The organism is Pseudomonas sp. BC42, from assembly GCF_021560055.1.
In the GTDB taxonomy this organism is placed as follows: domain Bacteria; phylum Pseudomonadota; class Gammaproteobacteria; order Pseudomonadales; family Pseudomonadaceae; genus Aquipseudomonas.
The window spans coordinates 3,335,366-3,348,970 of the sequence record NZ_CP091067.1; the positions used below are offsets into that span (position 1 = coordinate 3,335,366).

Annotated in this window: 11 protein-coding genes; 1 reads left to right on the top strand and 10 read right to left on the bottom strand. The window is 65.4% G+C overall.

Annotated elements, in window-relative coordinates:
• Positions 1-8: 8 nt before the first annotated feature.
• From L1O02_RS15370 to L1O02_RS15405, 8 genes are read right to left on the bottom strand one after another with little or no spacing between them, the layout of a single operon-like run.
• Positions 9-1,367 carry an O-antigen ligase family protein gene (locus tag L1O02_RS15370; RefSeq protein ID WP_108543803.1) on the bottom strand — a complete coding sequence of 453 codons (1,359 nt, stop codon included), beginning with the start codon at positions 1,365-1,367 and terminating at the stop codon, positions 9-11.
• Entirely contained in the window at positions 1,364-2,479 is a 1,116-nt protein-coding gene (locus L1O02_RS15375; protein ID WP_060843617.1) for a glycosyltransferase family 4 protein, read from the bottom strand. The genes L1O02_RS15370 and L1O02_RS15375 overlap by 4 nt, the downstream gene beginning before the upstream one ends.
• Positions 2,476-4,068 (bottom strand): lipopolysaccharide biosynthesis protein, encoded by a 1,593-nt coding sequence (locus tag L1O02_RS15380; protein WP_060839344.1) that lies wholly within the window; start codon positions 4,066-4,068, stop codon positions 2,476-2,478. Before L1O02_RS15380 ends, L1O02_RS15375 begins: the two co-directional genes overlap by 4 nt.
• Positions 4,069-4,079: 11 nt before the next feature.
• Positions 4,080-5,099 (bottom strand): polysaccharide biosynthesis/export family protein, encoded by a 1,020-nt coding sequence (locus L1O02_RS15385; RefSeq protein ID WP_235760203.1) that lies wholly within the window; start codon positions 5,097-5,099, stop codon positions 4,080-4,082.
• Positions 5,100-5,121: 22 nt separating this feature from the next.
• On the bottom strand, positions 5,122-5,766 hold the full coding sequence (locus L1O02_RS15390; RefSeq protein WP_235760204.1) for a CpsD/CapB family tyrosine-protein kinase: 645 nt from the start codon (positions 5,764-5,766) through the stop codon (positions 5,122-5,124).
• A 1-nt stretch (position 5,767) separates the two neighbouring features.
• Positions 5,768-6,520: a sugar transferase gene (locus L1O02_RS15395; RefSeq protein WP_060839341.1), complete on the bottom strand. Its 753-nt coding sequence runs from the start codon at positions 6,518-6,520 to the stop codon at positions 5,768-5,770.
• 56 nt (positions 6,521-6,576) lie between these two features.
• Entirely contained in the window at positions 6,577-7,596 is a 1,020-nt protein-coding gene (locus tag L1O02_RS15400; protein ID WP_129406145.1) for an NAD-dependent epimerase, read from the bottom strand.
• Positions 7,593-8,945 carry a UDP-glucose/GDP-mannose dehydrogenase family protein gene (locus L1O02_RS15405; protein ID WP_060841947.1) on the bottom strand — a complete coding sequence of 451 codons (1,353 nt, stop codon included), beginning with the start codon at positions 8,943-8,945 and terminating at the stop codon, positions 7,593-7,595. Before L1O02_RS15405 ends, L1O02_RS15400 begins: the two co-directional genes overlap by 4 nt.
• Before the next feature lie 647 nt (positions 8,946-9,592).
• Between L1O02_RS15405 and L1O02_RS15410 the strand changes: the two genes are divergently transcribed.
• Entirely contained in the window at positions 9,593-10,894 is a 1,302-nt protein-coding gene (locus L1O02_RS15410) for an OprD family porin (protein ID WP_060843614.1), read from the top strand.
• A 117-nt stretch (positions 10,895-11,011) separates the two neighbouring features.
• Here L1O02_RS15410 and L1O02_RS15415 read toward each other — a convergent pair whose 3' ends face one another.
• Both L1O02_RS15415 and xylB read right to left on the bottom strand, forming a co-directional pair.
• The gene (locus L1O02_RS15415; RefSeq protein ID WP_235760250.1) at positions 11,012-11,956 is read right to left on the bottom strand and encodes a carbohydrate kinase; all 945 of its coding nucleotides are present in this window, start codon (positions 11,954-11,956) and stop codon (positions 11,012-11,014) included.
• 13 nt (positions 11,957-11,969) lie between these two features.
• Positions 11,970-13,466 (bottom strand): xylulokinase, encoded by a 1,497-nt coding sequence (gene xylB, locus L1O02_RS15420; protein ID WP_060839337.1) that lies wholly within the window; start codon positions 13,464-13,466, stop codon positions 11,970-11,972.
• Between the last annotated feature and the right edge of the window lie 139 nt (positions 13,467-13,605).

A 13,605-nucleotide genomic window follows, 5' to 3' on the forward strand; every position in this document is an offset into this window, starting at 1 on the left:
CAGCGCTCTCAGGCCGGGTCGTGGGCCTCTTCGGCCTGCAGCCGCAGCACGCTGGACAGGGCCAGGAAGATCCACAGGTACTTGTGGTTGGGGGCGCTGAGAAACAGCAGGAACACCGCCATGGCCAACAGGCTCAGGCCCAGGTGGGTGGCAATGTCGGCCTGCTCGCGCCGCCCCCGGGCGAGAAAGCCCAGGCGCGCCCGCTCGAAGTTGCGCAGGCCCATGAGCATCAGCGCCACGAAGCTCAGGCCGCCGGGAATCCCCAGTTCGCTGAACAGCTCCAGGTAGGTGTTGTGGGCGCGGCGGAACAGGTCCGGCTCGTTCATGTTTTCCGAGAAGCTGCTGGCGAAGCCGGTCTGCGCGTAATGGATCGGGAAGGTGCCCAGGCCCGAGCCCAGCAACGGGTTCTCGCGGATCATCTGGCCGCCCACCACCAGGTAGGAGGTGCGTCGGCCCAGGGAGGTGTCCGCCGAGTGCGAACCGGACTTGAGCATGCTCAGGGACTGGATCCGCTCCACGTACTGCGCCGGCAGCACGGCGATCCCCAGGGGCACCAGGATCGCCACGGCGAACATGGCAAACCCCAGGTGCTTGGGCCGCAGGCCCTTGAGCCGGTCGCGGTAGTGCCAGACGCCGATGGCAATGGTGAACAGCACCACCAACAGCCCCGAGCGCGAGTCGGTCTTGGTCATCCCGGCCATCAGGGTCAGGCTGATGCCGACCCAGAACAGCCGCACCGGCCAGTAGGGCGAACGCAGCGCCAGGAGGATCGCCGGCGGCACCGCCATGGCAATCAGCAGGGCGAAGTAGTTGGCGTCCTGCAACAGGCCGATGGCCCGGCCGCCGACCTGGTACTTGGCCGACACCAGGGCGATCACGCAGGTGGTCGCCACGCTCAGCGCCAGCAGGCGGCAGAGCATCAGCAGGTGGGTTTCCCGGGCGATCAGCAGGGTGACGAAGAACAGCACCAGGCCCACCGCCAGCTCCCGCAGGCTGTCCAGGGACACCAGCAGGTTTTCGCTGTACATCAGGCTCAGCAGCAGGCACAGCAGGAAGGGGCCCAGGGCCCGCCACAGGTTGCTGCGCAGGCGGGTGTCGGGAATCTGCCGCAGCAACAGCTTGCACAGCATGATCAGGATCAGCGAGGCCCCCAGCAGCTTGGCCGCGGAGAACGGGCTGTCCTTGAACAAACCTTCGAACGGCACCAGGGCACAGATCCCCAGCAGGCCCCAGCCCGGACGGCGATAGAGCACGGCCACGCCCACCAGCCCGAGTACTGTCAGCGGTGCCAGAAACGGCCAGGGACTGGCCAGCAGCAACAGGCTGGCCAGGCCCAGCACAATGCCCAGAACAGGAGCGGCGATCATACCGTGGCGCTCTCCCTGGCCAGGCGGTACAGCTCATCCCAGCGGCGCGCCAGGGTCGGCAGGTGGTAGTGCTTGCGCTGGGTGACGCGAGCGGCCTCGGCCAGTTCTCCGGCCAGGGCCGGGTCATCCAGCAGGCGGCCGATGCAGCGGGCCAGATCGGCGCTGTCCAGGGGCTTGGCCAGCAGGCCGTTCTGCCGGTGCTGCAGCACATCGGGAATCCCGCCCACGGCGAAGGCCACCACCGGGGTGCCGGCCTGCATGGCTTCGAGCAGGATCATCGGCGTGCCTTCGGTGCGCGAGCTGAGCACCAGCACGTTGAGGCGCTTGAGCCAGGGCTGCATGTCGTTCTGGTAGCCCGGCAGCAGGATGCGCAGGGTCAGCCCGGCCTCGTCGATACGCTGGCGCAGCGCCTGGTTCTGTTCACCGTCGCCCAGCAGCACGGCCCTGAGCGCAGGGCGCTGCCGGCACAGGCCGATCAGCGCGTCGAGAAACAGGTCCGGGCCTTTTTCCGCACTCAGGCGACCGACGAACCCCACCAGCGGCGCCGCCTCGTCGCGGCGGATCAGGGCTTCCTGCAACGGCGGACCTTCCTTGCTCGCCGGCGCCGGACGCTGCGGCTCCGGCAGGCCGTTGGCGATCACCTGCAGTTTGCTCGCCGGCACCCCGGCCTGCAGGTGCAACTGGGCAATGCTCTGGGCCACGCAGGCCACCCGGCGCACCCGTGGGCTGCGGCACAGGCGCAGGCTGATCCAGGTGTAGAGCTTCTGTTTCAGGCTGCGCGGGGTGAAGCCGTGCTGGGTCAGCACCAGGGGCAGGCCCAGGCGCCGGGCGCAGATCCAGGCGAACACCTGGGCCTTGAAGTTGTGGGCGTTGAGCAGCCCCGGCTGCTGGCGCAGATGGCTCAGCAGTTGCTTGAGGCAGCGACAGTTGTGGCAAGTCACCCCGTCCTGGGCAAAACGCTGCAGCAGCGCTTCGGGAGCGTTGATGAACACCACCCGATGCCGTCCTGGGGTGACCCGGCAATGATCCAGCAGCATGCGTTCGGCGCCGTAGAAGCCGCCGCTGTGGATCAGGTGCACAACCGGTTGCGCCGCCATGCTCAGGTCGCTCATTGCTTGGCCCAATGCCAGGCCCAGCGCCAGGTCCAGCGCGGGAAGGGGTTGACCGGCTGTTCCTGGGGCGCGTTGAGCACCATCAGCACCGGCAGGCCGAGGTGGTCGCTGACCTGGGCCGGGTGCTTGAAGCGGTGATCGAAGAACTCGTAGACATACCCCAGGGCAATCGCCAGCAGCAGGCCGGTGAGCAGGCCCAGGGGAATGATCAGCATCGGCTTGGGAAACGCCGCTTCGCTGGGTTCGTAAGGCTGGCTGAGCACCCGGGCGTTGGACAGTTCGCCGCTGATCAGGCGCTCGCCACGGCTTTCTTCATAGCGCTGGGTGTAGGTGAAGAAGGCCTTGTGCAAGGCATCGATTTCGGTGTCCAGCTGGCGCAGCTTGCTCAGCACCTCTTGCAGGTCGCGGACCCGCGCCTTGTAGTCGTTGATCCGCGCGGTTTTCTGCGCGATCACCGACTGGGTGATCTGCAGGTCGCTGCTGCGCTCGCGCACCCGGTTTTCCACCACTTTGAGGAACTGCGCCCGGGCCCGCACGATCTGCTCGCGCTGCTGCTGCATCGGTACGCTGTCGGCGCGGTAGGTGTCGGCGGTGGTGCCGTACTGGCTCACCAGATTGGTCAGTTGTTCGCCCAGTTGCTTGATCTCGCGGTCTTCGTAGGCCACGTTGTCCACGGTGTTGGCGAAGGCGAAGGGGAAGGTGTAGTCGGTGAGGCCGGCCTTGCGTGCCGCCGCCAGGTTCTTCTGCAGGTAGTCCAGGCGGCGCTGGTTCTCCAGGGCCTGGTCGCGGTAGCCGTTGAGCGATTGCTCCTCGGTGTTGATGGCGTTCAGGCGGAAGGTGATCTCCTCCTTGGGATCGGAGGCGTGCGCGGCTTCCAGCAGCGCCTGGCGCTTGCCTTCCAGGTCATCCAGGCGCGACTGGTACTGGGCCTTCTTCTGTTCATAGAAGGCTTCGGGCAGTTCGTTGGATTGCAGGTCCTGGCGGTTTTTCAGGTAGTTGGCCAGCAGGCGCTCGACAAAGCGCGTGCCTTCGGCGGCATTGGGGCTGGCATAGACGATGGAGATCACGTTGGAGCCGGGCAGGGTGCCGATCTTCAGGTCCTTGACCGCCTGATCGGTGAAGGCATCCAGGCTGGTGTCGCGCACCGGGTCCACGGCCAGGCCGAAGAAGCCGCGCAGCGGGTTGATCACATGGTTGCGCAGCGGGTCGATCAGGCCATTGCGGATCGGCTTGACGATCAGCCGGGTCAACAGGCCCTCATTGCCGCCGAACTGACCTTCGCCGCGCAGCTGCTCGATGGTGGTGCGGATCAGGGTCGGCGAACGCAGGATATTGCTCTCGGTCTCCATGTCCGCCAGGGACGGCGGGATGAACTTGTCGCTGTCCGGGGTGAGCACGGTGTTGGCGTCGGTCTGCGACAGTTTCTTGGACTGCACTATGACCTCGGCGGTGATCTCGAAGCTCTGCTTGAGCACCAGCGGCAGCAACAGCGCAATCACCGCGAAACCCAGGAACACCCGCTTGATCAGGCGTCGATTGACAAAGAACACGAGGAGGAACTCGTGCAGGTAGTTTTCGATCTTGGTCATCAAGAGGGAACTCAGTTGTTGTTCGTTTCTTTGTTGTCGACGCGGTAGCCGAAGCTGAACCCGACACCCTGGAACATGATCACGTCCGCCAGCTGCTTGCTCAGGGCCCCGGCCTTGGCCAGGCGGGTCTTGGGCACGTAGAGCATGTCGTCCGGCTGCAGGTAGGCGAACTGCAGGGCCTTGCCGTCCAGCGCCGCATCGGCGTCATACACCCGGGCTTCGACCTGATTGCCCTTGCGCCGCATGATCACCACCGAATCCAGGCGCGCGGTGGGGCCGGCGCCCTTGGCCAGGGTCAGGGCTTCGAGCACCGAAATCGGCCGGCGCACCGGATAGGCCCCGGGCTGGCCGACTTCGCCCATGACGAACACTTCGTTGGCCGCGGTGGTCTTGAGCAGCACGTCGACGCTGACCTGGCCCACTTCCTTGGCGTAGCGCTGGTTGATCAGGGTCTGCAGCTCGCTGAGGCTCTTGCCCTGCAACGACAGGCTGCCCAGCAGCGGGAAGCTGGCGCGGCCGTCGGAGCCGACCACGATCTCCCGGCTCAGGCCGGTGGCCGGGTTGGTCAGGCTGGTGCGCAGGTTGTCCAGCTGGGCCATGGCGTGGGAGATCGAGAAGGTGATCTGCGGCTTCTTCAGCACCTTGGCGTACTGGGCTTCCAGGGCCTGGCGCGCCTGTTCGGCGGACAGCCCGGCGACCTGGATATTGCCCACGTAGGGCATGTCGATGCTGCCGTCGGGCAGTACCAGCTTGCTGCCGCCCAGCTCCGGCGCGGTGAGGAAGCTCACGTCCACCTGGTCGCCGGGCTGCACGAGGTAGCGCTGCTGGCTGGTGGTGCCGATGTGGAAGATCACGTCCAGCACGTCCTGCGGGCGCAGCACCTGTTCGATGGGCATGACCTCGGTGAGCTGGGCCTGGTCGGCCGGGGCGCTGAGGATCTGCACCGGCATCTGCTGCGGCTCGCGGTTGACGCAGCCGCCCAGGGCCGCCAGCAGCGACAGGCCCAGCAGGGAGAGTCTTGGCTTGTTCATGGTTACACGGTCCTTGTGCCGGTCAGAGACGGTCATAAACCCACTTGGGCATGTAGTACTTGCGAGCGTTGAACACGCTGCCGATCAGCTTCGCCTCGGCCTGGATCAGGCGCTGCGCCGCGGCCTGGGCCACTTCCCAGCGGGTTTCCTCGCTGCGCACCACCAGCACCACGCCGTCTACCTGGGTGCTCAGGGTGAGGATGTCGCCGCTGCTGTACACCGGGTCGCCGTCGATGATCACGAAGCGATAGTCCGCGGCCAGGGCCTGCAACAGTTCCTGCAGCAGTTCCGGGGTCAGGCGCTCGGCGTATTGCTGGCGGCGGCCCAGGGGCAGGAAATCGAAGCCCAGTTCATCGCTGCTTTCGATGCACTGCGCCAGGAGCGGCGGGGTATCGGCCAGGGCCAGGTCGAGAAAGCCGGGGCGTTCGCCCAGGTCCAGGCGCCGGGTCAGGCTGTTGTCCGAAAGGCTGGTGTCCACCAGCAGGACCCGGCCGCGGCTGGTGCGCGCCAGTTCGCTGGCCATGCTCAGGCTGCTGGTGGTGATGCCGCTGTTGCGGTTGGCCGCCGTCAGCAGGATCACCCGCAGCTCCTGGTCGAGCACGGTGACCGCCAGGTTGCTTTCGCTGGGACGCTGGATCTTCAGACTGGCTAGGGTTGCTGCCGCCATTTCAACTTGCTCCATGGCCATTGAGGACCTTGAAAGGGGTTTTGATCAGGATCTTCAGGTCGAGCCAGGGGCTCTGCTGGAAGATGTACGTCATGTCCAGGGTGACCCGGCCGTCGAAGTCCACATCGCTGCGGCCCGAGACCTGCCACAGGCCGGTGATCCCGGGGTAGATGCTCAGGCGCCCGAGGTGGTGTTCCTTGTAGGTCTGGGCGTGGAACGAGGTGGGGCGCGGTCCGACGATGCGCATCTGGCCCAGTACCACGTTGATCAGGTTCGGCAACTCGTCGAGGCTGGTGCGCCGCAGGAAGCCGCCGATCCCGGTGATCCGCGGGTCGCGGTCGATCTTGAAGTCCACCGAGTCCGGGCCGTGCTTGTTCAGGTGGCGCACCGAGTCCTTCAGGGCTTCGGCGTTGACCACCATGGTGCGGAACTTGTACATGCCGAAGCGCCGGCCGCGAAAACCGGTGCGCAGCTGCACGAAGAACACCGGTCCCGGGCTGGTGAGCTTGATCGCCAGCGCCACCACCAGCAGCAGCGGCGACAGCAGCACCAGCAGCAGGGCGGCCAGCAGTGCCGAGGTCAGGCGCTTGCTGCGCGACAGGGTCCAGGGCCGGCCACCTTCGCGGCCACTGATCCAGCCGTGATGCTGCAGATCGATGGCGGCCTGGACCTTGCGCCGAAACGGGTCGTTGCGCCGGTCGATGCGCGCCGGTGCCGGCACCTCGGTTGCGGGCGATGAGAAGGGTCTTTCCATATCCACCGGGAGTACTTCCATTGCAAGGGGTTGGTAAAGGGCGTCGCGGCACCGACTCAGGACCGGGGGCCGGTGTAGTAGCTGCGGTACCACTGGACGAAATGGCCCAGGCCTTCATCCAGGGGCACCTGGGGTCCGAAACCGGTGAGGTTTTCCAGGGCGCTGACATCGGCACAGGTGTTGAGCACGTCACCGGGCTGCAGGGGCAGGTACTCCACCTGGGCCTGGCGGCCGAGGAGCCGCTCCAGGGTGCTGACGTAGTCCTTGAGCTCCACCGGGCGCTGGCCACCGATGTTGAACAGGCGCCACGGCGCCATGCTGGTGGAGGGGTCCGGCTGTTCGCGATCCCACAGCGGGTCCCGCGCCGGTGGCTTGTCCAGCAGGCGCACCAGGGATTCGACGATGTCGTCGATGTAGGTGAAGTCGCGCTGGTGCATGCCGTAGTTGAACAGCTTCAGCGGACGCCCCTGGCTGATGGCGTCGGCAAACAGGATCGGCGACATGTCCGGCCGGCCCCAGGGCCCGTACACGGTAAAGAAGCGCAGGCCGGTGGCCGGCACGCCGAACAGGTGGCTGTAGCTGTGGGCCATCAGCTCGTTGGCTTTCTTGCTCGCCGCATACAGCGACAGCGGATGGTCGACGTTGTCGCTGACCTTGTACGGGGTCTGCTGGTTGGCCCCGTACACCGAACTGGAAGAGGCATAGATCAGGTGCTGCACCGGGAAGCGCCGGCACATTTCCAGCAGGTTGAGAAAACCGCTGAGGTTGCTGTCCAGGTAGGCCTTGGGGTTTTCCAGGGAGTAGCGCACCCCGGCCTGGGCGGCGAGGTTGATCACCACCTGGGGCCGGATCTCGGCAAACAGCCGCTCCAGCCCGGCGCTGTCGGCCAGGTCCAGGCGTTGCAGCGGGAAGTGCCCCACTTGCCGTTCCACCCAGCGCACCCGGTCGCGCTTGAGCTGGGGGTCGTAGTAGTCGTTGAAATTATCCAGCCCGGTGACCTGGTGCCCATCCTTGAGCAGACGCAGTGCGGTATGGGCGCCGATAAAACCGGCGGCTCCGGTGATCAGGATATTCATGCGCCAAGGGCCTCCGGGATGCGGTAGGGCAGGCCAATGCTCAGATAGTGCAGACCGGCGTCCGCTGCCTGTTGCGGGTTGTAGAGATTGCGCCCGTCGACGATCAGGCGGTCCTTGAGGGTGTCGCGCAGCAACTTGAAGTCCACCACGCGAAAGGCTTTCCATTCGGTGCAGATCACCAGCGCATCGGCGCCTTGCAGGGCGTCATCGCGGGTGGCGCACAGCTGCAGGTCGTCGCGGTAGCCGTACAGGCGCCGGCATTCGGTCATGGCTTCCGGGTCGTAGGCCTGGACCCTGGCCCCGGCATCCCACAGCGCCTGCATCAGGTAGCGGCTGGTGGCTTCGCGCATGTCGTCGGTGTTGGGCTTGAAGGCCAGGCCCCAGAGGGCAATGACCTTGCCCTGCAGGTCGTCGCCCAGGTGCGCCTTGAGCTTGCGAAACAGCACATGGCGCTGCTGCTCGTTGACGTCGCGCACGGTCTTGAGCATGTGCGGTTCCAGCCCGTGGCTTTCGGCGGTGTGGATCAGCGCCCGCAGGTCCTTGGGGAAGCACGAGCCGCCGAAGCCGGCGCCCGGGTAGATGAAGTGGTAGCCGATGCGCGGATCGGCGCCGATGCCCTTGCGCACCGCGTTGATGTCCACCCCCAGGCGTTCCGCCAGGTTGGCCATCTCGTTCATGAAGCTGATGCGGGTGGCGAGCATCGCGTTGGCCGCGTACTTGACCAGCTCGGCGCTGCGGTTGTCCATGAACATCAGGCGGTCATGGTTGTGGTTGAACGGCGCGTACAGTTCGCTCAACTGTTGGCGGGGCAGGTCATGGGCACAGCCGACGATGATCCGGTCCGGGCGCATGCAGTCGGCCACGGCCGAGCCTTCCTTGAGGAACTCCGGATTGGAGACCACATGCACCCGCAGCTGGGATTGGCCCAGGTCCGCCAGTTGCTCGGCGACGGTTTCGACCACCAGATCGGCAGTGCCCACCGGCACCGTGGATTTGATCACCAGGGTCTTGTCGCTGAGCATCAGGCTGGCAATCTTGCGGGCCACCGCCAGGACATGGTCGAGGTCCGCCGAGCCGTCTTCGTTGGAGGGCGTGCCGACCGCGATGAAGATCACCTGGGCATGGCCCACGGCGTCGCTGGCCTGGGTGGTGAAGTGCAGTCGGCCGGCCTTTTGATTCTCTTCGATCAGGGTCGCCAGACCCGGCTCGTGAATCGGCGGAATAGAACGTTGCAGCTGGGCGATTTTCTGGCTGTCGATATCGACACACACCACGTTATGCCCGACATCGGCGAGGGCAACTGCTTGCACCAGGCCGACATAACCAGTACCGAAAACGCTGACTTCCAAGGGAACGACCTCGTCCATGATGAGTGTTGGGTGAGGCTGTGGCTCACCTTCCGCAAAGGGCGTATGGCACATTGCCGCCATCGCGCTCTTTTTTTGACACTATCACAGTGGCAAGACGTTTAATTGACGTTTTGCGGTGCTGCATAAATGACACTGCCGTTTTTCATATTCTCCGTTATTGATAAAAATACATATAAAACAATGAGTTAAACGGTCTTATGAGGGTTGTAAGGTAAAGCGTCAAATAGTTGTTTCGGTATTTTCAAAAGACAAAAAATCCGACAGACGGTATGTCTAAGCGATAAAAAAATGATGCTTTTTTGCCAGCATTGACTACTGGCTATTCAGGCCGAGGGCATTTCTGATCGTTCGGACAGTTTTTACCCGGCTGCCGGCCTGATGAAAAATTGAAAAAAATGACAGGTTTATTCCTGTTTTTGCCGGTATTGGGTCGCTCGCCGCTGCGCGCTGTTTTTCGACCGGGGAGTCAGACTAAAGTCGGGTTGGGGCGGTTTTGGCCATCTGCCATCATGTGCGCCCCTCATTGATTCAATCAATTCAACCTGCAGTCTTTGATTTGCAGGATGAATGAGTCCTGGGTCTCTCCCTACCGACCTCGCGTCACTGATTTGTGCTGGAGCCTGTTCATGCGTCCCCCTTTTTCCCTGATCCATCCGTGCCCGCTGCTGGGCCTCGGAGCCGCCGTCCTGTGGGCTGGATTTGCCCCGTCGGTTCACGCCGACGGCTTTCTTGAGGACAGCAGCGCCAAGCTGGAATCACGCACGATCTACTTCAACCGGGATTTTCGTGACGGCCATACCAGCACCGAGCAGGGGGCTTCCAAGCGTGAGGAGTCGGCCCAGGGCTTCATCCTCAACCTGCAGTCGGGCTACACCGAAGGCACCGTGGGGTTCGGCCTGGATGCCCTGGGCATGCTGGGGATCAAGCTCGACTCCAGCCCCGACCGCAGCAACAGCGGCCTGCTGCCTTCCAGCGGGCACGACCCGCGGGGCTCGGCGGACCAGTACGCCAAGCTGGGCCTGACCGCCAAGGTCCGGGTCTCGCAGACCGTGTTCAAGTACGGCGCGCAACTGCCGGACCTGCCGCTGCTCAAGTACAACGACGGGCGCCTGCTGCCGACGATGTTCAATGGCGCGGTGCTGACCTCCAGGGAGGTCAAGGACCTGACCCTGACTGCCGCACGGCTCAACCGCTACACCGCCCGGGATTCCACCGACGCCCAGGACATCCGCGTGCACTGCAAGAACAAGCGCTATGCCTGCAACACCACGGCGGATCACTTCGACACCTACGGCCTGGACTACAAGTTCAACGAGCGGCTGACCGGCCAGTACCACTACGCCGAGCTGGAAGACATCTACCGCCAGCATTTTGTCGGCCTGCTGGCCAACCAGCCCCTGGGCCCTGGCGTGCTCAAGGGCGACCTGCGCCTGCTCAAGAGTGCCGACACCGGCGCCGAGCGCGCCGGTGGCATCGACAACCGCGCCCTGAGCACCTTGCTCGGCTACAGCCTCAGCGGTCACACCCTGAGCGCCGGCTGGCAGCGCATGTACGGCGACAATTCGATGCCCTACCTGGATGGCAGCAACCCGTACCTGGTGAACTACGTGCAGGTCAACGACTTCGCAGCGATCCAGGAGCGTTCCTGGCAGCTGCGCTACGACTACGACTTCAAGGCCGTTGGCCTCAATGGCCTGAGTTTCCTGACCCGCTACGTCAGCGGTGACCACATCAAGGTTCCGGGCAGCCTGCGCGAAGGCCGCGAGTGGGAGCGCGACAGCGAACTCAAGTACGTGGTGCAGAGCGGCACCTTCAAGGACGTCAGCCTGCGCCTGCGCAACGCCACCTACCGCAGCAACTACCAGAAGATCGCTCGCGACATGGACGAAACCCGGCTGATCGTCAGCTACAACTTCTCCCTGCTCTGATCAGGGCCGAGGAAAAGCACCACGGCGGCGCTGAATGTTGCAGGAGCTGGCTTGCCAGCGAAGGTGTCGCCCGAATCGGCGCAAGGCTGACGGGCCCCTTCGCCGGCAAACCGGCGCCTACAGCGGCTGCAGTTGATGGCGGTAGGGCAGGTCCGGGCCGGTGCGGGTGCAGGTCAGGGCGGCGGCGTTGACGGCAAAGCGCAGCAGGGCGTCGGTCTGTTCGCGGGTCAGTTGCTCAAGGCCCTGGGGCGAGTCCAGCCCCTGCTCGGTCAGCCAGGCAATCAGCGCCGCCTGGAAGGTGTCGCCGGCGCCCACGGTGTCGGCCACTTGAACCTTGGGCGTCGCCACCGACCAGCTGCCATGCCGGGCGCTGAACACCGTCGCGCCCTGGCTGCCACGGGTCAGGAACACCAGTCGGGCATTGCCCTGCAGCCATCCCTGGATCAGCGTCTGCGGCGCTTGCCCGGGGTAGAGCAGGGTCAGGTCTTCGTCACTGACCTTGATCAGGTCGGCGTACCCGGCCAGTTCGCCGATGCGCTGGCGCCACAGTTGGATATCCGGCTGCGGGTTGAGCCGCACATTGGGGTCGAGGCTGATCAGGCGCCGCCCGCGCTCGCGGCGCACCAGGGCCAGCAGGGTGTCGGCAATCGGCTGCACCACCAGGGCAAACGAGCCGACATGCAGCCCGCGCACCCCGGCGTCCAGCTCCGGCAGGTGTTCTTCGAGCAATTGGCGATCGGCGCAGCCTTCGCCCCGGAAGCTGTAGTGCGGCGAGCCATCGGCGCCCACGGCGACCATGGCCAGGGTGGTCGGGGCGGCGAATTCCCGCAGGTAGTCGGTGTTCACGCCTTCCTCTTGCAGCACCCGCCGCAGGCGCTGGCCCAGGTAGTCCCGGGACAGTCCGGCCAGCAGCGCGGCGTCGATGCCCAGGCGACGCAGGCCCACCGCCACGTTGAACGGCGAACCACCGGCAATCGCCTGGAACGCCACTTTATTGGCCGGAGCACCGGCCTCATCCGCGCTGAAAAAGTCGAACAGCGCCTCGCCACACACCAGATACATAGTCATTCGCTCTTCAAAGGGTTGTCAGTCGTTGTCGGTAACCTTGGTACAACGGTTCGTAGGCCGCTACGTGTTCGGCCCGAGGCTGGGTGGCGCTGCCCGGGTCCAGGTGCACGCAGCGCTCACAGAGTGCTTGCAGATCCAGTGTCGGCTGCTGCTCCCGGCCGTGACACCAGGCGGCCTGGATCGCCGCGCCCAGGGCCGCGGCTTCGTGCTCCAGGGGGCAGATCACCGGGGTGTGCATGATATCGGCGACCATCTGCCGCCACAGCGGACTTTTTGCCCCGCCACCGATCAGGCGGATGCTCTGGCTGTGCAAGCCCGCCGCGCGCAACAGATCCAGGCCGTAGCGCAAGCCGAAGGTGGTGCCTTCGACCACGGCGCGGCACAGGTTGGCCTGGGTCAGGTTGTCCAGGGTCATGCCATGCAGGCTGCCTTGGGCATGGGGCAGGGCGGGCACCCGTTCACCGTTGAAAAACGGCAACAGGCACAAGCCACCGGCGCCGATCGGCGCTTGCGCCAGGCGCTGGTTGAAGCCGGCCAGATCCAGGCCCAGCAGCTCGCGCACCAGGGTGGTGGCGTTGGTCAGGTTCATGGTGCAGATCAGCGGCAGCCAGCCACCGCTGGAGGAGCAAAAGGTGGCCACCGCCGGCTCGGGGCTGACCCATGGCTGTTCGGCAAAGGCATACACGGTGCCGGAGGACCCCAGGCTCATGGTGATGATGCCGGGCTGGATGTTGCCGGTGCCGATCGCCCCGAGCATGTTGTCGCCACCGCCGCTGGCCACCAATGCCTCCGCGCTGATGCCCAGTTGCCGGGCGATCGCGGGCTGGATGCGGCCCACCGCCTGATGCGCTTCGAGCAGGTGCGGCAAGGCCCGCTCCAGGCGTCCGCTGGGGTCGATATGGGCCAGCAGGGCGCGGTCCCAATCACGTTTGCGCACATCGAAGTAGCCGCTGCCCGAGGCGTCGCCGTACTCGCTGCAACAGCGTCCGGTCAGGCAGAAATTCAGGTAGTCGTGGGGCAGCAGGATATGCGCGATACGCTGGAACACCTGAGGCTGCTGCTCCCGGGTCCAGAGCAGTTTTGACACCGTATAGCCCGGCGCGATGGCCAGCCCCAGGCGGTCCAGGGAACCCTGGGTGCCCCCCAGCCAGTCCAGCAGGCGCTGGTTCTCGGCGCTGCTTTCGGTGTCGCACCAGAGCTTGGCCGGGCGCAGCACCTGGCCCTGGTCATCGAGCAGCACCAGCCCGTGCTGCTGGCCGGAAATCCCGACGCCGAGCACCTGCCCGCCATCCACCCCGGTTGCCTGCAATGCCTGCCGGGTTGCGCCGATGCAGGCCTGCAGCCACTGCGCCGGGTCCTGCTCGCGGCGGCCATTGGCGCCGCTGATCAGGCGGTGGGGCGCGGCGCCGTGGCCCAGGACGGTGCCGCTGCGGCTGTCGAGAATCAGCGCCCTGGTGCCCTGGGTGCCGCAGTCGATGCCAAGAAAAAGCCTGGATTGAGTCATGAGGGTTCCCGGTTCCGGTGGTTGTTGGCGCTCTGGAGACTCTCCGCCTGGCCGCCCCGGCCGCTTATGGCCGGTGGCCGCTGCCGGGCCTTGGGCGAGGCGGCGAAAAGGCACGCAGGCCCTTGCCTGGCAAGCTGCC

Bases quoted from the DNA above. Each gene is read 5' to 3' on its own strand.
- xylB (WP_060839337.1), bottom strand. From the start codon at position 13,466: ATGACTCAATCCAGGCTTTTTCTTGGCATCGACTGCGGCACCCAGGGC.
- L1O02_RS15375 (WP_060843617.1), bottom strand. From the start codon at position 2,479: ATGAGCGACCTGAGCATGGCGGCGCAACCGGTTGTGCACCTGATCCAC.
- L1O02_RS15385 (WP_235760203.1), bottom strand. From the start codon at position 5,099: ATGAACAAGCCAAGACTCTCCCTGCTGGGCCTGTCGCTGCTGGCGGCC.
- L1O02_RS15380 (WP_060839344.1), bottom strand. From the start codon at position 4,068: ATGACCAAGATCGAAAACTACCTGCACGAGTTCCTCCTCGTGTTCTTT.
- L1O02_RS15370 (WP_108543803.1), bottom strand. From the start codon at position 1,367: ATGATCGCCGCTCCTGTTCTGGGCATTGTGCTGGGCCTGGCCAGCCTG.
- L1O02_RS15415 (WP_235760250.1), bottom strand. From the start codon at position 11,956: ATGTATCTGGTGTGTGGCGAGGCGCTGTTCGACTTTTTCAGCGCGGAT.
- L1O02_RS15390 (WP_235760204.1), bottom strand. From the start codon at position 5,766: ATGGCGGCAGCAACCCTAGCCAGTCTGAAGATCCAGCGTCCCAGCGAA.
- L1O02_RS15410 (WP_060843614.1), top strand. From the start codon at position 9,593: ATGCGTCCCCCTTTTTCCCTGATCCATCCGTGCCCGCTGCTGGGCCTC.
- L1O02_RS15395 (WP_060839341.1), bottom strand. From the start codon at position 6,520: ATGGAAAGACCCTTCTCATCGCCCGCAACCGAGGTGCCGGCACCGGCG.
- L1O02_RS15400 (WP_129406145.1), bottom strand. From the start codon at position 7,596: ATGAATATCCTGATCACCGGAGCCGCCGGTTTTATCGGCGCCCATACC.